General features: G+C 38.2%; 19 protein-coding genes. 3 read left to right on the top strand and 16 right to left on the bottom strand.

Annotation, left to right across the window (positions count from 1 at the left end):
* Nucleotides 1–21: 21 nt before the first annotated feature.
* The 4 genes from Gferi_RS22695 to Gferi_RS22680 form a co-directional block, all read right to left on the bottom strand.
* The gene (locus Gferi_RS22695; RefSeq protein WP_069980412.1) at nt 22–504 is read right to left on the bottom strand and encodes a TspO/MBR family protein; all 483 of its coding nucleotides are present in this window, start codon (nt 502–504) and stop codon (nt 22–24) included.
* 88 nt (nt 505–592) lie between these two features.
* Nucleotides 593–1,480, bottom strand: a complete 888-nt coding sequence (locus Gferi_RS22690) for a cell division protein FtsX (RefSeq protein ID WP_069980411.1) — start codon at nt 1,478–1,480, stop codon at nt 593–595.
* A gap of 1 nt (nt 1,481) precedes the next feature.
* Nucleotides 1,482–2,156: a cell division ATP-binding protein FtsE gene (locus tag Gferi_RS22685; protein ID WP_069980410.1), complete on the bottom strand. Its 675-nt coding sequence runs from the start codon at nt 2,154–2,156 to the stop codon at nt 1,482–1,484.
* Between the two features lie 25 nt (nt 2,157–2,181).
* Nucleotides 2,182–3,303, bottom strand: a complete 1,122-nt coding sequence (locus Gferi_RS22680; protein ID WP_069980409.1) for a coiled-coil domain-containing protein — start codon at nt 3,301–3,303, stop codon at nt 2,182–2,184.
* A 449-nt stretch (nt 3,304–3,752) separates the two neighbouring features.
* Here Gferi_RS22680 and Gferi_RS22675 point away from each other — a divergent pair, with 449 nt between their 5' ends.
* The gene (locus Gferi_RS22675; RefSeq protein WP_156782468.1) at nt 3,753–5,357 is read left to right on the top strand and encodes a peptide chain release factor 3; all 1,605 of its coding nucleotides are present in this window, start codon (nt 3,753–3,755) and stop codon (nt 5,355–5,357) included.
* Between the two features lie 245 nt (nt 5,358–5,602).
* On the opposite strand, the gene Gferi_RS28550 is transcribed toward Gferi_RS22675, so the two are convergent.
* The gene (locus tag Gferi_RS28550; protein ID WP_169833028.1) at nt 5,603–5,770 is read right to left on the bottom strand and encodes an aspartyl-phosphate phosphatase Spo0E family protein; all 168 of its coding nucleotides are present in this window, start codon (nt 5,768–5,770) and stop codon (nt 5,603–5,605) included.
* A gap of 231 nt (nt 5,771–6,001) precedes the next feature.
* On the opposite strand from Gferi_RS28550, the gene Gferi_RS28340 reads away from it, so the two are divergent.
* Both Gferi_RS28340 and Gferi_RS22670 read left to right on the top strand, forming a co-directional pair.
* Nucleotides 6,002–6,172 carry a hypothetical protein gene (locus Gferi_RS28340; protein ID WP_156782467.1) on the top strand — a complete coding sequence of 57 codons (171 nt, stop codon included), beginning with the start codon at nt 6,002–6,004 and terminating at the stop codon, nt 6,170–6,172.
* Nucleotides 6,173–6,346: 174 nt separating this feature from the next.
* Nucleotides 6,347–7,024, top strand: a complete 678-nt coding sequence (locus Gferi_RS22670; RefSeq protein ID WP_069980408.1) for a YczE/YyaS/YitT family protein — start codon at nt 6,347–6,349, stop codon at nt 7,022–7,024.
* 56 nt (nt 7,025–7,080) lie between these two features.
* Here Gferi_RS22670 and Gferi_RS22665 read toward each other — a convergent pair whose 3' ends face one another.
* The 11 genes from Gferi_RS22665 to Gferi_RS22615 all read right to left on the bottom strand — a co-directional run bounded on the left by Gferi_RS22665 (nt 7,081) and on the right by Gferi_RS22615 (nt 21,773).
* On the bottom strand, nt 7,081–9,993 hold the full coding sequence (locus Gferi_RS22665; RefSeq protein WP_069980407.1) for a family 10 glycosylhydrolase: 2,913 nt from the start codon (nt 9,991–9,993) through the stop codon (nt 7,081–7,083).
* 188 nt (nt 9,994–10,181) lie between these two features.
* Nucleotides 10,182–11,735, bottom strand: a complete 1,554-nt coding sequence (locus tag Gferi_RS22660) for a DUF4855 domain-containing protein (RefSeq protein WP_069980406.1) — start codon at nt 11,733–11,735, stop codon at nt 10,182–10,184.
* Nucleotides 11,736–11,749: 14 nt separating this feature from the next.
* Complete coding sequence (locus Gferi_RS22655; protein ID WP_069980405.1) at nt 11,750–12,610, bottom strand: S-layer homology domain-containing protein; 861 nt, start codon at nt 12,608–12,610, stop codon at nt 11,750–11,752.
* A gap of 200 nt (nt 12,611–12,810) precedes the next feature.
* The gene (locus tag Gferi_RS22650) at nt 12,811–13,782 is read right to left on the bottom strand and encodes a transketolase family protein (protein WP_069980404.1); all 972 of its coding nucleotides are present in this window, start codon (nt 13,780–13,782) and stop codon (nt 12,811–12,813) included.
* Nucleotides 13,767–14,618, bottom strand: coding sequence for a transketolase (locus Gferi_RS22645; RefSeq protein WP_069980403.1), 852 nt, complete (start codon nt 14,616–14,618; stop codon nt 13,767–13,769). Before Gferi_RS22645 ends, Gferi_RS22650 begins: the two co-directional genes overlap by 16 nt.
* A 35-nt stretch (nt 14,619–14,653) precedes the next feature.
* Entirely contained in the window at nt 14,654–14,944 is a 291-nt protein-coding gene (locus Gferi_RS22640; protein ID WP_069980402.1) for a PTS sugar transporter subunit IIB, read from the bottom strand.
* 82 nt (nt 14,945–15,026) lie between these two features.
* Nucleotides 15,027–16,409 carry a PTS ascorbate transporter subunit IIC gene (locus tag Gferi_RS22635; protein WP_069980401.1) on the bottom strand — a complete coding sequence of 461 codons (1,383 nt, stop codon included), beginning with the start codon at nt 16,407–16,409 and terminating at the stop codon, nt 15,027–15,029.
* A 59-nt stretch (nt 16,410–16,468) separates the two neighbouring features.
* The gene (locus Gferi_RS22630; protein ID WP_069980400.1) at nt 16,469–16,903 is read right to left on the bottom strand and encodes a PTS sugar transporter subunit IIA; all 435 of its coding nucleotides are present in this window, start codon (nt 16,901–16,903) and stop codon (nt 16,469–16,471) included.
* A gap of 195 nt (nt 16,904–17,098) precedes the next feature.
* Nucleotides 17,099–19,162 carry a BglG family transcription antiterminator gene (locus tag Gferi_RS22625; protein ID WP_069980399.1) on the bottom strand — a complete coding sequence of 688 codons (2,064 nt, stop codon included), beginning with the start codon at nt 19,160–19,162 and terminating at the stop codon, nt 17,099–17,101.
* A gap of 334 nt (nt 19,163–19,496) precedes the next feature.
* Nucleotides 19,497–20,324 (bottom strand): class II fructose-bisphosphate aldolase, encoded by an 828-nt coding sequence (locus tag Gferi_RS22620; protein WP_069980398.1) that lies wholly within the window; start codon nt 20,322–20,324, stop codon nt 19,497–19,499.
* Between the two features lie 12 nt (nt 20,325–20,336).
* Nucleotides 20,337–21,773, bottom strand: a complete 1,437-nt coding sequence (locus Gferi_RS22615) for a four-carbon acid sugar kinase family protein (RefSeq protein ID WP_069980397.1) — start codon at nt 21,771–21,773, stop codon at nt 20,337–20,339.
* Nucleotides 21,774–21,808: the final 35 nt, after the last annotated feature.

The following is a 21,808-nucleotide window of genomic DNA, read 5'->3' as shown; positions in this document are numbered from 1 at the left end:
ATTCGCCTCCTTGGTCTTTGTCTATCTGTTTAGTATCCATAAAGAAATGTTTAAGACAGCAGCAAATACCACCCAAAGAATATAGGGAATCATTAACCCTGCTCCAACCCAATCAATCCGCTTGAATTTTCGAGTTGTAAGGATTATAAATAAGAGTAGAAGAATAATTTCTATAAAAGCCAAAAATCTCATTTGAAATCTAAAGAACAATACGGGCCACCAGAAGTTTAGAATTAATTGTATTGTATAAAAGAACAAAGCATTATTAATTTGTATCCTGCTTTTTCTGGCTTTCCATATCTGATAAGACGCAATCCCCATCAGAATATATAAAATCGTCCATATTGGCCCAAATATCCAGTTTGGCGGTGCAAATACAGGTTTCACTAAATCTTTGTATATACTGATGGACTCTTCGATGAGTAATAAACTCAAGAAACCTATTCCGAGGGGTATTGCGAGGCTTATGATTAGCTCTACCATGGTTCTCTTTAACTTTTTCATAATAAGGCCCCCTTCAAATATTTGCTATATGTCTATTCTAAAGGAATTAGATATATACTATATATTCAAATTTGACGGGGAATAATCATTAATTGCTTCTTTCTGAAGAGAGTCCTACGAGACTGCCAATAAACCCCAAGCTTATACTCAATGTGATAACCAGCAGTGCCAATTTCCCTACAATCGTTTCAAGGGGAGGCAGTGGAATGAATGGCAGCGGCCCTGTCATTTGGGCATATACTTCTTTTAATGCAAAGTCTGACATCATGGATGCCAGCAGACCTCCACCTAAAGTTAATGTCATGCCTACCAGCATGAATGGACATGCAATAAAAATTTCAGGCGCACCTAATAATCTCAAGGTATTGATCTGTTCTCTATTATGATAAATCCCAAGCCTGATCATGTGAGATATGATCACAAGGGTAGAAATACCTACAGCCATTGCAGCTAAATATCCTACAAGCTTTAATATCCTCACAACACTGTGCAGCCGATCTAAAATCTCCCTGTTATCCCGAACATGTTCGATTCCTTTCATCGGGAGTATTTTTTCCAAAACAGGGTTCATTTGCTCAAGGTGAATTTTTACTTCAATGAAAGAGCTAAAAGGATTGTCATCAAAAAACTCTAAAACACGGGCTTCTTCTCCAAGGATTTCTACCATCCTGCTGTAAGCTTCCCCCTGATCAACAATTCGTGCCTCTCGTACTCCCTCAATACCTTTTATCGCTTTAACCAGATGCAAAACATCCATCGGGTTAAGACTTTCGTCAAAATAGACGCTAACCTCTGCCTCTTCCTGAATTACCTCAATTACTTCGCTACTGACCCACCATCCCGAAATTACCATAGCCAAAATAAAAAAAATAAGACCCGTACTAAGAAGAGATAATATATTTGTCAGCAAATTCAATCGAATGACCGTTTTTGCCTCTCTAAAGAAATATCCTATATTGCTAGAAATACTTGTCATTTTATGCTCTTCCCAGCCTTTCCCAGCGAATTCTTCCTGCTTCCATTTGAATTAGCTTACCCTCTGCACTGCTGTCAATCAGATGGGTTGCATGAGTAGTAATAACGATCGCTGTTTTTTTATCCGTTAGCGAAGTCAAGAGTTCTAGTATATTCAGTGCATTGCTTGTATCCAGGTTTCCTGTGGGTTCATCTGCCAGTATTAGTTCCGGTTTTCTGGCTACTGCTCTTGCAATAGCGACTCGCTGAGTTTCCCCCCATGACAGATTTTCAACCAATGAAAAAGACTTGTGTTCTAACCCCACTCTTTCCAATGCTTCACTGGCATTTTTCCTGATCTGCCCTATAGGGAAACCAAGAAATCGCATACCTAGCATAACATTTTCCATAGCAGTTCTTCCTTTTATTAATTTAAACTCTTGAAAAACCGGACCAACACGCATCCTCATTTTCCTGATTTTTGCAGTCTGCGCCCTCTCTATAGACTGTCCCAGTACCTGCAAAGAGCCGGCAGTAGGATATTCTACACCCATCAAAAGTTTTAATAGGCTAGTCTTTCCAGATCCGCTGGGCCCCGTCATATACACTAGTTCACCAGGCTCTATCTTCAAGTCAATACCTTCCAAAGCCCTTGTGCCGTCAAGATAGGTCAAGCAGACATCTTTTGCCTCAATCATTATTCGTCGCCTCCACGGTAATGTACTAAAATAAATTAGGTATAATTTTTAATTCTAAATATCCATCGAAAACTTCTATAGACTGTATAATATTTTTACCTACCAGCGGTTTCAAGTCTAATACCAGGTGGCTTTCCCGAAACAACCCTTCTATGGTTCCCTTTTCCAGAGGCATTCCATAGAAAGCACCTTCTTCCACCTGAAACTTCAGAGTTTTTCCATCGAGAATCACAAAATCCCCTATCAAAGTCAGATTTTTTTGCGGTATGCTCATCTCAATTTTTCCCGGTTGAAAACTGAATATCATTTCCGGAAGTCTAGGATTTTCTTTAATGATATTGTTAAAGGTTTTCTCCTCTATAGAACCCTTTATATGATATAACGTAATGCTTGTTTTCAGAGTATCAGACGGTAAATTCCCCTCCTCAATAATTCTGGAAAACTCTCCTGCAACTTCTGTAAAAAAAGTGCCCAGTTCATCCAATAGGTTTTGGAGACTGGTCAGATATTCTTGATAAAAAACTCTTTCCCCTGCTAGAGATGCAAGATACGCTTCTTGTGCCTCTACTAGTTGCAGCTTATTCACGAGGGATTCTCTTAACTCCTCTTGTTTCTCTTCTATCAGCACAAGCTTCTCAGTTAATTTTTTCTTTTCTTTTGATAACTTTTCTCTGCTATCCTCCAACAATAACAAAAGCTCTCCAGTGTTACGGGTGAGGTCCCGGAACGTATTTATCCGTCGCAGGAAAGTAGCCAGATTGTCTGAACTCAGTATGATTTCTAGATACGATCCTGCCCCTCTACGCTGGTAGCTTCTTAGGATCTGCCTGAGAACATCAAGTTTATTCTCATAGTCCATTTCCTCTAATGCAATGGCATTTTCTAAATACTTGACCTCCTGGTTTACGCTTTCTATCTCCTGCTCAATTTCCGCCTCCGCTCTCTCCATATCTTCTACCTCCCGTGCCAAGACAAAGAGTTTTTTGAGGATTTCCCTTTCTTCAATAGAAATTCCAGCAAGCTTTTCTTGTATTTCTGCAAAAGGGTCGCCTTCTCCCGTCACCATGATTGAGGAAAAAAGTATCAAAATGAAGGTAGCAGTAAAGCAGAAAATCAGAAGTCTTTTTATTTCTCTCATTTTCACCATTTAATCTTTCTCTCCTTGGCATCCATACGAAATATTTATGTATAGCAAATATTAAAATTTGAGTCACATTTATTCCTTTAATCCCCTTTCAGCAGCCGCCTGCTCAACTGCAAACAGTATAGGCTCATTTTTTATATATCCATTATAACGCTATTTGCTGTACCTTGTAATTAGATTTGTTAATAATTTCTATAATTATAGCAATGCAAATCTATACTAAAAGTACCTTCATCTGTCTTAACCTTATATTGAAATAAGCATAGGAAAACCGCTATTCTGTTTGATGTGTATAAGTTCATAGGAATTTTTCTTGAATTTTCCCTGGAAAATTTCTGCTTTAATAGAAAGGCAATTGACAGGGGAACAATAGAAGGATAAAATCTAGAAGGTTATACTTTAATTTTCAGGAGATAATTAATCAATAATTTATAATAAAGGAAGAGGAAAAAATGTCAAATGAAATGTTAAGCTTTATGGATGAAGTTCGAAGAAGAAGAACCTTTGCAATCATTTCCCATCCCGATGCGGGTAAAACAACGCTAACAGAAAAACTATTATTATACGGTGGCGCAATTCGTTTGGCTGGATCTGTTAAATCAAGAAGAGCGCAAAACCATGCAGTATCTGACTGGATGGAAATCGAAAAACAAAGAGGAATTTCTGTTACTTCCAGTGTGCTTCAATTTGACTATAATGGATTTTGTATTAACATTCTTGATACACCAGGTCACCAGGATTTCAGTGAAGACACCTACCGAACCTTGATGGCCGCTGATAGTGCTGTCATGGTGATCGACTGCTCAAAGGGGGTTGAAGATCAAACCAAGAAATTATTTCATGTTTGTAAAATGAGAGGAATTCCAATCTTCACCTTCATTAATAAGCTAGATCGTGCAGGAAAAGATCCATTTGAGCTTCTGGAAGACATTGAACAAGTTCTCGGGATTCGTTCTTATCCAATGAACTGGCCGATTGGCAGCGATAGAAACTTTAAAGGCGTTTTCAATCGCTATAAAAAGCAAATCGAACTTTTTAATGATGGCAACCATGGCCAAACTGTGGCAAAAGCAATTATAGGAGATATATCCGATGAAAAGTTTAGAGATTTACTAGGGGATGATCTTCACACCCATCTAATAAATGATATTAGTTTATTAGATATGGCAGGAGATGATTATGATCTAAATCAGATACTAAATGGCGAACTAACACCTGTCTTCTTTGGAAGTGCCTTGACGAACTTTGGTGTAGAGCCATTTCTAGAATCTTTTTTAAATATTACCACACCGCCAAAACCCCGCTCTAGTAATTTAGGCGAAATCAATCCTGAAACAGCAAACTTTTCAGGCTTTATCTTTAAGATTCAAGCAAACATGAATCCAACCCATAGAGATCGAATCGCTTTTTTAAGGATTTGTTCCGGAAAGTTTGAAAAAGGAATGACAGTGAATCATGTCCAAGAAAATAAAAAGGTAAGATTAGCGCAGCCACAGCAGTTTTTAGCACAAGAACGTGTTGTGGTAGAAACTGCTTATCCTGGAGACATTATCGGAATTCATGATCCAGGAATATTTAAAATTGGTGATACTTTATGTCAGGATCAATCTAAACTGCAATATGAAGGTATCCCAGTATTTGCACCTGAGCATTTTGCTAAAGTTTTTACGAAGAATTCCCTTAAGCGTAAACAGTTTATAAAAGGAATTACCCAGTTGGCAGAGGAAGGCACCATACAGGTCTACAAGCGGCCGAATATTGGTGTAGAGGAATTGATTGTGGGTGTAGTTGGAGCCCTTCAATTTGAGGTGTTAGAATATCGCCTTAAAAATGAATATGGTGTAGATGTAATTATGGAAAGACTTCCTTATCGTTATATTCGTTGGGTTGAACTGGATCATTTTGATCAAAATACCTTCAGTATCACAATGGATACCATGATTGTTGAGGATGAAGATAACCATCCTGTATTATTGTTTCAAAATGAATGGTCTATTAATCAGGTCAAAGATCGTAATAAGACTGCTATATTAAAGGAAATTTCCCTTAGAAAGTAAGTCCACCATGCAATAGCCTCTTAATAAAATTTACAGAAGGTTTTAAATGGTAAAAATTCCATCTCAATGAAATCTGTTCATTGTGATGGGATTTTTTATTTGGACAATATGTTAAGTTGCTAATATTCTGTGTAAAAATTACTAGTACGGAGTCATTTAGAGTCTTAATCCTTTCTTATTTTTCAAGTATAAACCCACCTGTTTCCTCAAATACACATTTAGCCACAATAAAAAGGAGAATAATCCTATCCCTTTGTTTTTAAGATTTCACAAAATAGATTTATCACTTCATCAAGTTCCTGACTTATGATTAATATTTTAGGATCTTTAAGTTCCGGGTCTTTAATGATTAGTTCATTCATAGCAGCTCTTAGGTTTTCAATTTTGCAGGAGATTTTCTCTAAATTATCCACAGTACACCCCCTCTGCCTCATAGAATTAAAAATATAATTGCTAGTAGTATTATATACCTGCTGTATTTTTGTTTCAATCACAAATCTACAAATTATTAGTCTAATTAACATTTTTTTCTAATAGAGGATAATTGCTCCTCGTATAGAATTAAAAACTTATAGCGAAGTATATTTATTAGCGTAGCGTATGGGTTTATTACCAAAATATTCTACAGAGATAGGAGTGGATACATGAGTATAAACATATTTAGTGTAGAAGATGATTTAAGACTACTCTGTATTCAAATGATTGAACTTCTTACAAAGATGAAGGACAATGGTATTTTAAGCGAAGATGAATATCAAGAACATATTAGATTAAAAAAAATGTTTATCGATGACCATTATAAAATATGTGTCTAAGAAATAAGGGTAGAATTTAATTCTGCCCTTATTTCTTTATGAAGTTTAGGTAATGTCGAGTAAAATATAAGCATAATTGATTAGATATAAAGCTTAAAGTCATGTTATAATCAAATATACATGCAATACAAAGGGGTAAAATCTTCTTTAGGAATTTAATGGAGGTGCAGCTTTATGAAAGCAGTTATATACCGCATTTTTAGATTGTTTATAGGACTTATATTTTATGCCGTCGGAATCGTAATGACAATTAACGCCAATCTTGGACTTGCACCCTGGGATGTTTTCCATCAAGGGCTTTCAAAAACAATGAATATTTCGATGGGGCAGGCTAGTATCGGTGTAGGATTGATGTTAATTATTAGCAATAGTTTTTTGGGAGAAAGATTAGGTTGGGGAACTATCTGTAATATGTTTTTCATTGGATTCTTTATGGACATATTGATGTTTAATCACTTAATTCCCATATTTGATAATTGGATCCTTCAACTCATGATGCTGTTATTAGGAATGTTCTTAATTGGAATCGCCAGCATCTTCTACATTGGTGCAAGCTTAGGTGCCGGACCGAGGGATGGGCTGATGATTGCTTTAACGAAAAAAACCGGTAAATCGGTACGGTTTATCCGTAATTCCATCGAACTCAGTGTCTTAAGTTTAGGATATATATTAGGCGGTTTTATAGGCGTAGGTACACTGATTACTGCATTAGCAATAGGCTATATTGTACAGTTTACATTTAAGCTATTCCATTTTGAAGTAAATAAAATCCAGCATCGATTTATAGATGATGATATAAAATTCTTAGGTAGAATGATTTCCAAAAAAGAAGACCATTCAGAAGTAGAATAAAAACAGATAAGAGTACCTATCCTCAGGATCGGTACTCTTATCTGTTTGCGCCAAAGCTATTTGCCCGTTATCTTTGGCATCTCAAAATATTTTACAACTGCATCGGCGATATTCTTAGCTAACCCCGTTTGCTCATTTTCATCAATTAACCACTCAAACTCATTAGGATTTGGAACAAACCCACTTTCAATCAATATAGAGGGCGTCCAGGTTCCTCTGGTAACATAAAAGTTTTTATTGTGTATCCCTTTGCTATTCCGGCCCAAATTGTCTATGACATGCTTAGATACTATTTCTGCAGGCAATTGCGCAAATTTTTCCCGATAAAATACTGAAAAACCATCCACCTTTGATATGTCTACATTATCGGCCATGCTATTGGCGTGAATGGATATAAACATATCCGGCCTTGCCTTTCTTGAAGCTGCAAGACGTGCTTCAAGGGATACATTCATATCGGTCGTTCTGGTCATCAGAACTGTGGCGCCAAGGTGTTCCAGCTCTGCTTGCAGTTTAAGCGCAGTATTTAGATTGATCGTTTTTTCAGAATTATCTAAGCCCAGGGGGCCAAGGGCTCCCGAATCACTCCCCCCATGTCCCGGGTCTAACATGATAACAATTCCGGAAAGCGGTTCATTGCCGTCCGCCGCAGCAATAGGCTTTTTAGTATTTAACACCAGTCCGTCAGGTGTTTTTTCAACAAAGTAACCCTCTATAGAATGATCATTCTTTAAAGCGAAAATATATTGCACATTTTGAGCGTTTTGTAAAATAGAAACAGAAGCAAATACTGAGTCCGGCGGTAAAACGGGTAAGACCCCTTTGGCAGCATTTGAAATCTCAAGTTTTACTACATTTCCGTCAAAGGATGAAAATGCAGGCACAGGAGAGGATAGTTCAAGCTGCAAGGTTTCCCACTTTTCTCCAATGTTATACTCAGCTTTTTTAATCGTTGCCTGTAATTGGGACCGGGTAGTATAGATATTAATTCCTTTTTTGTTTACCCATTGTCCCGAGGATATTCGGGCATAGTTTCCCGTCATTCCGGTCACATAATCTGTCATTCCTTTGTAGATCTCGTAAGCTGCACCATTGCTTGAGACGGGTGTCGCATAGGTATCTATCGTCTCCTCTATCACTTCTGCATAAAAAGGCGCATTTTTCATAATTATACCGATCTTAGCCGGTGCTTTGCTTGTTTTCACAAGACCGTTGTAATCCATTTTGTATTCCGGCACCCCTAAATCGACAACCCGGGGTGTTCCACTATGGTCTGGAACAGTATATACATAAGTGAATGTATCTGCGAGGATATCTTCTCCGCTAGCCGTCAAGCCAGATGCTTTCATCGTATAGCTTTTTCCGCCAATGCTTACAGTTACCTTTGATCCAGCAGGTGCCTGACAGGAAAGGGTAATTTTTTCACCTGGCATTCGATATTCCTGATCTTGTGGAAATACAGAAGCTATAGGAATTTCAGCTGTACTCATTTTCTTTCCTGCAGCAGAAGCTGGCTCTCTATAAATTATACGGGTAACAACGGAGTTTGCTTGAGAGAAAGTAAACAGGTTTTCCCCTTCTTCAATAGGCATGAGAATACCGAAGTATCCCCTTGGCGACCGGTTTTCCACCAGCTGCCCATTCAAATATAATGGCTTGTTAGGATCAGAGACTCCGTTAAAATAAAACTGATTTAAGCTCGTTTTCATATTGTCTGCAGGTCTCGAAACACTAATGGGTATATTTATATTAACCTCATTCTGCTGTTTATAAAATCCTTGAATCTCTTTACTTAGGGCCGGGTTTTTGTCGAAAGAATTGTAGCTGAAAAAAATACTTCCTTTTACCTCTGAATTTTTTAGATTCAGTTCAAGTTGTTTTTTTATTTCTGATACACCATGCCAAGGACTTTGGGGATCAGAATTTCCTGCACGATAGGCAGCCTGTCCAATATACAAATCAACACCGGTACCGTGTACAGTATCTGACCACCAGGACAGCAGTTTACTATAATCGGCTACCGCGAATCCTATATTCCAGTAGATCTGTGGCGCAATATAATCCAGCCATCCTTCTTTTACCCATTTTCTCGAATCAGCAAATTGGTCATAGTATGCCTGCATTCCCCGGGTGTCACTTCCGAGGGGATTTGTATTGTTATTTGCCCATATTCCTACAGGACTAATTCCAAACCGTACATCTTTGGAAGCAGCCTTGATCGCTTTGGACAAATCACGGATAAGCAGGTTTACATTTTCCCTACGCCAATCATTAATATTTGCAAAACCTTTCCCGTATTTCTCATAAGTAGCCTTATCATTAAAATCTTTTCCCGGATAGAAATAATCATCAAAATGAATACCGTCTACACCATAATTCTCGATAATCTCTAAAACTCCGTCAATCACTAGCTGCCGTACTTCTGGAAGTCCCGGATCATAGTATAGATTTCCGTCCGTATGTTTCACCATCCAGTTAGGATTCACTTTGGCCGGATTGGATGCATGTAGGGAGGCAAAATCGTGATTCGGCTCTGCTGCGGTTTTTTTCGTACCTCTATAGGGATTAATCCATGCATGCAGTTCAATGCCACGTTTGTGTGCTTCCTCAACCCAAAATTTCAAAGGATCAAAATCATCCTTTGGCGCCTGCCCCTGACTGCCCGTTAAATATTTCGACCAGGGAAAATATCGCGATTTATAGATTGCGTCTGAGGCAGGACGCACCTGCAGAAACACAGCATTTAATCCCATATCCGCAGCATGCTCTAAGATTCTTACCGCTTCAGCCTTCTGTATTTCCGGTTCTGTTGTTGGTTTTGACGGATAGTCAATGTTTAAAACTGTAGCTACCCACAACCCACGAAGCTCCTCTTTATGCTTAGCATCAGAGGAGGCATTGGGTGTCAGCATATGTAGGATTAGAGCAAATAAGACAATAGTAATACCAATTCTTGATATCTTTTTCATAGTCCACCCCTTAAAGTTATTTTACGAGCCAATTCTTATTAAAATAACACTTCTACACCCCTATGGAAAAGCCCTGCCCTTTTACTAATATTTAATAATAATGTAATATTTTATCTTTTTTTAGCAATCATTGCGTTTAGATAAGATTATCTACCAGGATCAAAAGGGAAAAGACAGCTAGCATAAATCTAGCTGTCCTTCCCCTTATAGGTCCCTTTTATCCAAAGATATATATCATCATAGATTTTTCGTACAAGGCCAATATTGCTTTTATTCGCATTCAATATGGATTTCGTGCCCATATAGTAGGCTTTTGTTGTCTTTTCATCTAAACCTAACTCTGAAGCTTTATCTAACTGTTGATAAAATAAATCATAATAGAAACGGTTATATAATGCTTTATCGTCAATTTCCAGTTCAACACCTAAATGGTGCTTTCTTGCCAGTGCTGCTACATTGTCCATTCTTTCTTTGGGTGGATCTTCCTTTGCATAAAAGTTGGGTTGTAGTAAAACATAATCAAATCCATAGTCCTTCCAATCTTCATATCCTTTAGAACCGAAAAAAGGAATCCAATAAAACTTGTGTCCTTTCCCACGAACAAGCTCAGCGGCATAACGGACGAGCTTGTCCTCATCCGGTACTGTTAAATCCATCGTTTCCTTATACCAATAAATCCCAGCTAGATCAATAGCTTCAAACTGGGCAGCCTCCCACGTTGACATCAATTGGTTAAGGTACCTTTCCACTGCTTCCTGACGATTTGACAAGGCCTTCTTACGGTCTACCTTCTCGGCTGAAAAAGATATATTTTCAGCAAACTCTTCCTGCTTTGAATCTGGATACGGGATCGTTAGAATCACCTTAGGACGTATATTAAGATCCGGATGCGTCTGTTGAATTTTTTTGCTTATCTGATTCAGGGCATCCAGCTGTTCTCCTTTTTTAAATAAATCCTGCAAATAGTGGGACCATGCCTCTTGGGTACTCTTCATCTCTGGAAAAGGCAAAAACAAGAAAGTATCAAACAACCGGTCTTTCACCTTGCCTTCTTGATCTACATAACTGACTAAGGGCAGAAAATCTTCCGCCTTCCAAACCCCCAGATCTCCATGATCACCGGAATAGATCAGTAAAATATCATCTATTTCCGGAATTTTCAAATATTTTTCCTGTGAATCTCTAAGTGATTCTGCGTGAGCCAGAATTGTAGGCTGCTGCTCTGTTACATTCTCATTGTCCTCTTTTATGGTCAGGTGTCTGGCAAAAACCCAAACATCTACCGGAAAACTTAATTTTACATATCGTGCTTCTACTGGCTTGAAGGATAGCTGCAGCTTACGGGTCTGTACATCTGTATCTGCTGCAGGCACAAGATGACCTGCTCTCCCCAACTGGTTCCATTGTTCTCCATCCAGAGACATAGCTGCTTCCATAAATTTAGGCAATACGATCCCTGATCCTTTGTTTTGTTGGAACTCTAGGGATATTTCTTTAATCCGTTTTCTTTCCCCTAAATCAATTGTAATGTCCCGGCCATCTTGCCGAAAGAAACCTACCCATGACTCGCTTTTAGATAATAAACCTTCTACGGCCCCAGGATAGGATTTATACTCCAATCTCTGAAATGCCGCATCCGGTGCATGCTGTTCAATCTTATAGCTGATTGGTTCTCCATAGCCTATGGTTGGTATTAATAAAACAAGAATCATAGCAAATAAAAGCTTATGTCTTATCCTCATCTCTGAATTTCCCCCTATTGATAAACGGTGACTACAACGTCATGATGTTTATTGCCAAGATTTACTGTAATCAGTCCTTTTCCCGGTTTAACAGCTGTAAAGATACCCTCCTGCGATATAGTACCAATCTCAGGGTTATCCAATCCAAATACGGGAGTATAGGCCAGCAGCTCTTTTTGACTTAAAAGTTTGATTTCTTTTTGTTCTCCTACTTTGATTTCTATAGTAGCTGGAGAGACTCCCCAGAAATAATCCCCTGCGAGATTTCCTCTTTCATAAAGCTTATGGGCTATAACAGCCGTCTCTGCTCTCGTCAAGGCGTTTTGTGGTAAAAACATGTTATTATTTCCCGTCATAAATCCTTTTTCAGTTACAAAATTTACCGCATCCTTCGCATAAGTAGAAATTCTCATTGAATCTTGATATGTGTGAACCTTGGAACTTACGTAGCTGTCATTGGCCAAAGCACGATATAGAACTACCGCAGTATCCTGACGCGTAATGAGATTTTCTCCCAAGAATTTTGATTCCCCGCCTCCGGCTAGAATCCCTAACTGAGCCAGTGCCTCCACATAACCATATTCCGGTTGTGATGCATCCAGATCTATAAAAGTAGGCGTTTCAGGAAATACAGGCTGAATACCTAAAGTTTTTGCTATCACAACAGCAAAATGGTTACGTTTGATCGCTTGTCCCGGTGCAAAGCGGTCAGCCGAAACCCCTTTCATAATTCCCTTTTCATAAAGCTTTACGATAACTGTCTTTGCATAGGAAGTGTCAATGTCAGAAAATCGTGGTTGCTCTGCAAAAACAACTGTAGAACTGGAAAGAACAGCAAAAGCCAGACAACCGGCTAGCCATTTCGATTTAATCAATGGTATAACCCTCCTCTTGATATGTCTCCATATCTTTTCAATATTCATTCCTTCGCTTACATTTTATGAAATTCGACAAAAATCTGGTAATCCCTCTGAAAAAAGTGTTACAAATTATGGAATTCAAAAAAAAATGATGAGTCTCAGATACAATCTATTCCTCATCATACTTGCCTTAACCTTTTTTGTGTGCAATCTGTTTACATTGATACGCTTATATCTAATGCCCTTAAAGCGCCATTTACAATTGCCTCTGCATTCAATCCGAATTTATCTTTCAAATAATCTTGGGTGCCTACTTCACCAAAATGGTCCTGTATAGCAACTCTTATTAGAGGGGCCTTGATAGGATTCTCAGCCAATACTTCTGCAACTGCAGATCCCAATCCCCCTATTTTGCTGTGATTTTCAGCTGTAATAACAACCTTTTTTCCTTTTGAAACAGTCTTCACCAAATCTTCATCCAACGGTTTTACCGTAAACATATCTATTACCGCAGTAGAAAGTCCATAGACTTTTAATATTTCTCTTGCCTTAATGGCTTCAGCAATCATTTCACCGATAGCAAAAATGGCAATATCTGATCCTTCATAAAGTACATTCCCTCTTCCGATCTCGAATACCGAAGCATCGCTATAGATATCCGGAACAGCTTTTCGTGCACAACGGAAATAATACATACCATACCAATTTACTGTATTGTTTAAAACCCATTTAAATTGAACTGCATCTGCCGGAGCTATTACTGTCAATTGAGGTATCGCTCTGGTTAAAGCCAAATCTTCAACCGAAGTATGGGTGCCTCCATTGTGTAATGCCCAAAACCCGGGGTCTGAGCCAAATATTCTTATGTTGGCTTGTTGATACCCCCCTGACAAATACAACTGGTCAAAGGCGCGGCGGGTAGCAAAAGGTGCAAAAGTATGGACAAACGGTATTTTCCCTGTTAATGACATACCGCAGCTTGCCCCAATCATATTGGCTTCGCTGATCCCCATATTGATGCACCGGTCAGGGTATGTTTCAAACAGCTTTGTAGTTCCGGAAGCATTTACTAAATCTGCGTCGCATACAACGACATTCACGTTCTCTTTCATCAGTTCCATTAGTGTTTCCTGATAAACTGCTCTAAGCTCTTTGGGTTGTTGTTTTTCAGCTAAAATAAATTGCATAATCTACCCTCGCTTTCTAGTTCCTGTTTCAGCTTTTCGATGGCTAAGTCAAGCTGGAATTCACTTTCACCGGAAAATCGTATATGATGGTTATCAGCAAGTGTTTCAAAATACTCAATTCCTTGCCCTTTAACGGTATCGAGAATAATGCAGCAAGCTTTGTCCTGCACTTCAAACATTTCAAGGACAGCTTTTTTTATCTCCGATTCATCATTCCCTTTTACTCTTTTAACTACAAAACCAAAAGCTTCTAATTTCTCTTTTATATCAAATGGATTTACAATATCCTTTGTTGGTCCATCCAGTTGTTTGTGGTTTTCATCAATAAAAATGATTAAATTTGACAGTCTATGATGGGCTGCAAATTGAAATGCTTCCCAAACCTGTCCTTCATTGCACTCTCCATCACCTACAATGCTGTACACCCGATTTGATTTTTGACTCATCCGAAAGGATTTTGCTATACCCACAGCCAATGAAATCCCTTGCCCTAGGGAACCTGTGGTTACATCAACTCCAGGAGTCTTCAGCCGGTCGGGATGGGAAGGAATCCTTGTGCTGTTATCGTTTAAAGTATTTAGCATTTCAACCGGAAAATATTCTTTAACTGCTAATGTGGCGTATAAAGCCGGACCCGCATGACCCTTAGATAGAACAAACCAGTCTCTTCCTTCCCAATTTGGATTTAGTGGGTTTATTTTCATCACATCACCATATAATACGGATAATGTTTCCACAATGGACAAAGAACCTCCCAAATGCCCAAATCCTCTATGCTTCAGCATCTTACAAACTTCTAACCGGATTTTTGCAGACAGTTTTTTCAAATCACCCATAATTGAATACACCTCCAATCAAAAGGTGCTATCCATTAGATAACACCTTTCTCCTTTAAGAATACACTGAGCTTTTCTTCAAGTTCGGGTAAGGAAATGATATTGGTAAGGGCAATGCAGGGACCAAATTTAGAAAGAACATCATACATATCCTTTCCACATACAAATAAATCGGCGCTTCCTTTAAATACATCGGTAGCTGCGCTATGTTCTACTTCAATATCTTTTACGCCCAATTTATTAAGCACCTTTTTAACATTCATCTCTACAAGGAATGAAGACCCTAAACCGCTTCCACATGCACACATTATTTTTTTTACAACCATGTTTTCCCTCCTTATGATATGGTTTTATTAGATTTTTAAATTTCAAAGTTGATCCTAAAATTAAAATAAAAGGAAGGGTGTTTTAAGCACCCTTATTTGCTGCTGAATTATCCGCTTTTAGAGGAGAAACAATATTATAAACAATTGGAATGAGCGGCAAGATAATGCATATAGCCAGCAGTCCATAACCTTGTATTGCTCTGGCAATATTTCCTAAGACGATTCCTACGGCCGTAAAATCAGCATCTGAAAAAGTTGTATTGGCAAACCCGAGGGACCCGAGCACTGGCATCAGAAATGCAGGCAGGAAAGTGATCAAAAGCCCATGGCCAAAAGCTCCAATAATCGCTCCTTTTCGTCCTCCGGTAGCATTTCCAAAAACACCTGCTGTTGCACCACAGAAGAAATGAGGAATTACACCGGGAAGAATCAGCGCCAAGGAACCACCAAGCAATATTAAAATGCTCAGTCCAACGAGACCGCCGGCAAAAGATACCAAGAAACCTAACAATACAGCATTTTCAGCAAATGGGAAAACAATCGGACAATCCAGCGCGGGCTTCGCGTCTGGTACAATTTTTTCAGAAATACCTTTAAATGCCGGTACGATTTCTGCAATTAATAAACGCACACCTGCTAATACGATATATACGCCGCCTGCAAAGGTTAACGATTGAATGATTGAGAATAAAAACCAGTTGTTTCCGCCAATCATTGCGGGGTCAAAATCAGCATGAGTAGTTGCTAAAAATGTAACAACCAAGAAAAATAAAAACATTGTCAAAGCAATCGCTACAGACGTATCTCTCATAAAAGATAACCTTTTCGGAAACTTGATATCTTCAGTAGATTTTGATTTATTTCCAAGTTTACTGCCTAACCAAGCTGAAAAAACATAGCCTAAGGTTCCGAAATGGGCGAATGCGATGGAATCATCCCCTGTAATCTTTTGCATTGTCTTTTGAGCAAGAGCCGGAAAAAACACCATGGTAAATCCTAAAACAGAAGATCCAGCTAATATAAGCTGCCATCCTTCAAGCCCTCCAACCGTTAGTACCACTGCAATTAGAGCTGCCATATACAAGGTGTGGTGACCTGTTAAGAAAATATACTTTAACCTGGAAAAACGTGCGATGATAATGTTTGCAAACATACCAAAGGCCATAATTAATGCGGTGGAAGAAGCATAATCATTTAAGGCCAAAGATACAATTGCCTCATTGTTCGGTACAACGCCTTGAACACCGAAAGCAAAATTAAATAATTCGCCAAAGTAATTCAACGCTCCCACAAGTATTCCAGCCCCTGAACCGACAACAATAAATCCAAGAATTGTCTTAATCGTACCTTTGATGACCTCTTCAATGGCTTTACCTTGGGATATTAATCCAATAAGTGCAATCGCTCCAACTAGCAAAGATGGTGTGGAAAGAATCTGCTGCATGAAATTTAAAATGTCTCCCATAAAACAACCTACCCCCTTTTTTTATTTTCTGAGCACAACGAAGCTGGTGCTCAATAGGATCAGATCTGGAAGAGATGATAGATCTCTTCTTCATTCTGCGCGCTGATTATTTTACTGACATAATCATCATTCTCTAGTAATCCTGACAAACTGCGAAGCGCTTCCAGATGTGATTCACTGTCAGTTGCAGCTAATGTAATAATAAGGCGGACCTCATACCCATCTTCTGAGAATTTAACGGGCTGCCGAAGTAGTAGGATTCCAATCTGTTTTTGGAGAACGCCTTGCTCAGGTCTGGCATGGGGCATAGCGATATTAGGGGCAAGTACATAATAGGGTCCATATTTTATCGTATTATCAATAATTCCTTGTATATATCGCTCCTCTACATAAGCGTTTGTAACCAATGGACGTACTGCTTTTTCGATTGCCTCACACCAATCCTTCACCCTGTCTACAATAACGATATTCTCGAGAGAAATTAAATCGTGCACGTTTAGTCCTCCGTTTCATTGTTTTTTCTTTGTCTTAGAAGGACGTTCTATTACTTTTATTTTAAGTAAAGTGCCCTTCATTGTGAAGAACAATGTTTACACTACAATATGTGCAAAAAAATACTATCGCTCTTCTTGTCGAATATCTGAAAATTTGATGTCAACAATGTTCTGTCATTGTCGAACATAATCCCCTTAATCTTCGTAAGGAATGATTACTTCTTCTTTGATACGGTCTTTTATAAAGGTTAAAATCTTATCTGGATCCTTTATTTTCAGCAATTGATTAATGTTTTCTTCATCACTGAATAACGTCATCATATCTCTCATAATTCCTAAATGACTGCTTTTATCTACAGGTGCCAAAATGAAAATAATATAAACAGGTATATGAAAAAATGATACGGGTTCCTCCAGACACAGCAAGGATAATCCCAGGGAGTTTACCCCATCTTGAGGTAATGCATGGCCTAGCGCCAACTTTGGAGCAATCACGATATAGGGACCATACTTCTCTACATTGGCGATCATGGCTTCAATATAATCCGGCTCAATTACCCCCTCAGTCAGTAAGGGATTAGATGCTTCCCTTATGGCCTCTTTCCAATCCTGCATTGTCTTCTTATATTGAATGCGGCTAGCCAGCGTAACATCCATTAACCGGATAGAGGCGGTTGTCTTTGCAGGCTGCAGTGGAACATTCTGAAATGCCTTGTACAAATCACTGCTTAATTTTTCATGGTCTCTCGGATGGACATATTCTCTTACAATCCTAAAAACTTTTTCTAATGTAATATTGTTATGGACATTTCTTGATATTTTTTGCACTACTTTAGAAAGAATCCGTACCCGGTCCTCTTCTGATATCACCGGATTTACTTTTATCACAGGAATCGGGCAATCCATATCCACCGTAGTAATAACAAGATCACTTTTTTCATAATAAGTCTCTATGTCCTTAACAGGTATCATTGCAGTGATTTCTATATCAGGGTGTAAGCTCTCTATTTCTCCCCTGAGCATATTTGCAGTAGATATTCCATTCGGACACACGATTAGTATTTTACATCTTGCATTTCCATAATTTTTTTTGCTCAAAAATCCGCCAAAATGCATGGTGATGTAAGCAATTTCACTGTCAGGAATAGGTGTTCCCAAGCTATGCCTTAACCCCTTGCATGCTTTACGCGTAATATCAAACAAATCCGGATAGCTGGATTGAATTTCACTCATTAGCGGATTTCCAATCTGTATTCCGTAGCGATACCTATATATAGACATATTTAAATGCTGTGACAACAAACTGATCAGCTGGTTCCTGTCTTCAAAGGCTACGCAGGCAAGTCTTTCAAAATCAAGTACTAATTCTTTAGCCAGATTGACGGTATCAATAGCTTGAGGCTTGGCAGTGGGTACCTGTACCCGGGACCCCAGCAAGTGTATTGCAACATATATCTGTTCTATTCGGGGCAGATCCTTCAAATACTGCGTGACAAATTGGAACTCCTTAGTAGATACGACTTCGTCCACTCCAATTTCTTCAAATGCAATATGGTCTTGTCTCATCAATAGGACATGAATCAAAACAGCTAAGGATAACAGCATCCCCTCCACATATGTAGTATTTAATTTTGATTCGATAACCTTTAACTTTTTAAGATATTCTTTTACAATCATCTCGTTATAAAATGACAGTTCATGAATACCGGAGATTTGTTTGTTTGTAATCAGGTCAATTAAAGGTTGGAAATAATATAAAAATAAAGCTCTCTGTTTAATCAGTGAACCTTCTACTTTATAACCTACATGGGGTTCAAAATTTAACTGTAATCCATATCGCTCCATTTTTTGACGAACGGCCTTCAAGTCATTGAAGGCCGTATTGCGGCTTATGTCACAGATCAGACATAATTGCTCAATAAACAGAGGCTTGGATGATCCCAACAGTGAGCATATCATCAAACGGGTTCTTTCTCTCGGCGACAATGTGTAGTACGATGATTGGCCTACATCATTGATTAATCCCCTGATTTTTTGACGTGTTATAGATGTGAGATAGATTCCTTTATTCCTTTCAATTTGTATTTCCGTTATATGCTGCATATTTAACCAGTCATTAATCTTATTCAAATCATAATAAACACTTCGTTTAGATATATTTAATATTTTCCCAATTTCCTGAATGGAAATATAGCCTTCCCGGCTTATTAATAATTCTAAAATCGTTTTACACCTTGTGTCCAATTGCCACTGAATCATACGTATCCCCCCTCAGTTTCATTTTATCAAAAACAGAAATGAAACAGCAGCGTAATCTTTGTAAGTAAACCGTGCAAATATTAAACTGAATGCCCTTTTGGCATTAGCAGGAAATAAGCACAGTCTTTCTATAGTAGTATGTAAGGAAAAATCTGTTGTCAAAATGAATCTGCTGAATAGGAAATTAGTTACCCAGATAATCATGATAATAATAAAAAAGATCTTTTTATTTTGTTTAAAAAGATCTTTTTTCTCATGCTATCGTTATGAAGACAATGACTTTTTAGCCCATCAGTTAAATAGAGCTTTCAATGAACAATCCTGGTAATAGTTGTTATAAAAAACTTTCCATTGTATTTACCATTGCCTGCTGTACAGCCTCCATTAGGGTTTCTAGCCGCACATCTACACCTGCTTTTTCTTCTAGTAATTCCCGGATTCTTCTTCCTCCAGTCAGTGCGATTTCTGTATTTACATTAATTTTGACAACTGCAATTTCAACGGCTTTTGAAATCTGTTCTTGATCTATTCCCGAACAGCCATGAAGCACGATGGGTACCCCTGCCTCCTGATATATTGCTTTAAGTCGCTCCAAATCAAGAACAGGTTTTTTAATATATACTCCATGAGCATTTCCAATAGCTACAGCTAAGGTATCTACCTTCGTCTGTTCGATATAAATCTTCGCCTGAAATGGACTGGTATATGTTTCTACTAGTATCCCTTCTGCTTCGCTTCCATCTTCGGGATTCATATATCCTAGTTCTCCTTCAACGCCAATTCCTCTATCGTGCGCATAGTTCACAACTTCTTTTGTGGTTTTGATATTCTCTTCAAACGTAAGATGAGAACCATCATACATCACCGAAGTAAAGCCTGCCTCAATAGCCATCTTAATATTATGAAAGCTTTTGCAGTGATCCAGATGCAATACAACGGGATACGGGTGGCTCATGTCTAAGGCTTTAACCATCGCTACAATTATTTCAAATGGAGTATACTTTAAATAGCCTTCTCCAAATGCCAATATTAAAGGTAATTGCTTATTTTTACTGGCAATAAAAGCAGCTTGAATGGTTTCTAAGTTATATACATTAAATGCAACAACCCTTTTTTTATTCTTCCTTGCCTCTTTTAGTAACTCGATACTGTTTATAAGCATTTTCTATCCCCCTTAGCCCATTAAGCTTTCAACGGTTTCCCTCAGGGTGCTTACTTCTCCTACATTTCCTGGGAAAATAATATAAGGCATACCAGGAAATTTACTCTCTTCACCAGTCATCCAAACGGGTATTCCCGGTTGGATTTGACCCATTACCAATGCTCTCTTTACTCTGAGTGCCTTTGTACCTACATCACTGGAAGTAATTCCTCCTTTTGCAATAATAAATCGAGGTTGTACTGTCAGATCTTCCACTACCCGTGTGATCGCTTCTGAAATTTCCACAGAAATCTTCAGTTGCTTATCTTTATCATCTGTGTCAAGATCAAGACGCTCACGCCTTGTATATACAGTTACTGTCCTACCATTGATAATCTCAGCTTCTGCTAAAGCGATTACCCTTTTTACTTCTTTCTCAAGTCCTCCAAGCTGCAATGCTAGATGTTGATTGAACTCAATAAACGCAATGGGATAGCTGCAATTTCTAAGCTCTTCCATCTGAAGCGTTGTTTTATTTACATAGGAACCAACAATGATTAAACCACCTCTATCGTAACCTTCAACTACTAGCTCCTCTTTTTTGAGGAGCGGCTTATCCAAAATACCTCCTAAAACCTTAGTAATGGCGGCAGCACCTCTAAATATGAATTCCTTTCCTCTCAAGACCGCTGATGCCCAAGCAATAGCAAAAACTTTTACATCGATATAATCCACCGCATTCACTATAATCTTATTAAAATTAGTAGCCTTGACTAATTTTTCAGTTATTTCATCAATTCTTACATCCCTTAGTTCTTCCAAAGTAATATAAATACAGTCCTGTCGTTTATATTGACCTTGGGTTTTTTCCTCTACAAAATCTCCTAAATGAGAACTGTAATAACCAAAGGATTTATCCTTTGCAAATTCTGTTTGCCCAGTCGGCACAAGTCTATCTCCTTCTTTTACATAGTGAATATTATCAATTGTAAATCTTCCTCCTTCTTTAAAGAAGGGAATGATAATCTCTCCATCATATACTTTTCCTGTAGCCACTGTAACTTCATCCCTTAGTATCTGTGTTTCCAACGGATAGTGTCCTCTTAATGTAGAATCCCCTCTACTGATAATAAGAAAGTCCTTCTCCATTTTTTTTGCTCCAAGGGATATATTTTGTGCAATTTCTCTATGGACTTTTGTGGTTTCGTCAATCGTAAAAGCTCTTGAGTTCGTTAAAATGAAAAACATTCTATTTTGCTCACCTAATCCTTGACATATTGTTTCAAAAGTCCAATCCGTATAAACTGAGATTCCATGTACTGTCTGTATTCCTGTAGGATCATCGTCTAAAACAATAATTTTTTTATCAATTTTATTTAGTTGGCTTTCAAGCATACTATGAATAAATGTCTCATCTATTATCTTAAAACAATCTAGTACCTTCAGACCAATTGGCATCATCTTTTCCATACTTATTCTCCTTATATAGATATGGTTGAACTTAC

This window comes from Geosporobacter ferrireducens (assembly GCF_001750685.1).
Lineage (GTDB): Bacteria > Bacillota > Clostridia > Peptostreptococcales > Thermotaleaceae > Geosporobacter > Geosporobacter ferrireducens.
Note: the sequence above shows the minus strand (reverse complement) of the source record. Positions and strands in the feature narration are given on the sequence as shown.

Bases quoted from the DNA above. Each gene is read 5' to 3' on its own strand.
- Gferi_RS22650 (WP_069980404.1), bottom strand. From the start codon at position 13,782: ATGCAATTTATTTTAGCTGAAAAACAACAACCCAAAGAGCTTAGAGCA.
- Gferi_RS22685 (WP_069980410.1), bottom strand. From the start codon at position 2,156: ATGATTGAGGCAAAAGATGTCTGCTTGACCTATCTTGACGGCACAAGG.
- Gferi_RS22680 (WP_069980409.1), bottom strand. From the start codon at position 3,303: ATGGTGAAAATGAGAGAAATAAAAAGACTTCTGATTTTCTGCTTTACT.
- Gferi_RS22675 (WP_156782468.1), top strand. From the start codon at position 3,753: ATGTCAAATGAAATGTTAAGCTTTATGGATGAAGTTCGAAGAAGAAGA.
- Gferi_RS22645 (WP_069980403.1), bottom strand. From the start codon at position 14,618: ATGGGTGATTTGAAAAAACTGTCTGCAAAAATCCGGTTAGAAGTTTGT.
- Gferi_RS22625 (WP_069980399.1), bottom strand. From the start codon at position 19,162: ATGATTCAGTGGCAATTGGACACAAGGTGTAAAACGATTTTAGAATTA.
- Gferi_RS22660 (WP_069980406.1), bottom strand. From the start codon at position 11,735: ATGAGGATAAGACATAAGCTTTTATTTGCTATGATTCTTGTTTTATTA.
- Gferi_RS22665 (WP_069980407.1), bottom strand. From the start codon at position 9,993: ATGAAAAAGATATCAAGAATTGGTATTACTATTGTCTTATTTGCTCTA.
- Gferi_RS22695 (WP_069980412.1), bottom strand. From the start codon at position 504: ATGAAAAAGTTAAAGAGAACCATGGTAGAGCTAATCATAAGCCTCGCA.
- Gferi_RS22670 (WP_069980408.1), top strand. From the start codon at position 6,347: ATGAAAGCAGTTATATACCGCATTTTTAGATTGTTTATAGGACTTATA.
- Gferi_RS22640 (WP_069980402.1), bottom strand. From the start codon at position 14,944: ATGGTTGTAAAAAAAATAATGTGTGCATGTGGAAGCGGTTTAGGGTCT.
- Gferi_RS22635 (WP_069980401.1), bottom strand. From the start codon at position 16,409: ATGGGAGACATTTTAAATTTCATGCAGCAGATTCTTTCCACACCATCT.
- Gferi_RS28340 (WP_156782467.1), top strand. From the start codon at position 6,002: ATGAGTATAAACATATTTAGTGTAGAAGATGATTTAAGACTACTCTGT.
- Gferi_RS22620 (WP_069980398.1), bottom strand. From the start codon at position 20,324: ATGCTTATAAACAGTATCGAGTTACTAAAAGAGGCAAGGAAGAATAAA.
- Gferi_RS22615 (WP_069980397.1), bottom strand. From the start codon at position 21,773: ATGGAAAAGATGATGCCAATTGGTCTGAAGGTACTAGATTGTTTTAAG.
- Gferi_RS22690 (WP_069980411.1), bottom strand. From the start codon at position 1,480: ATGACAAGTATTTCTAGCAATATAGGATATTTCTTTAGAGAGGCAAAA.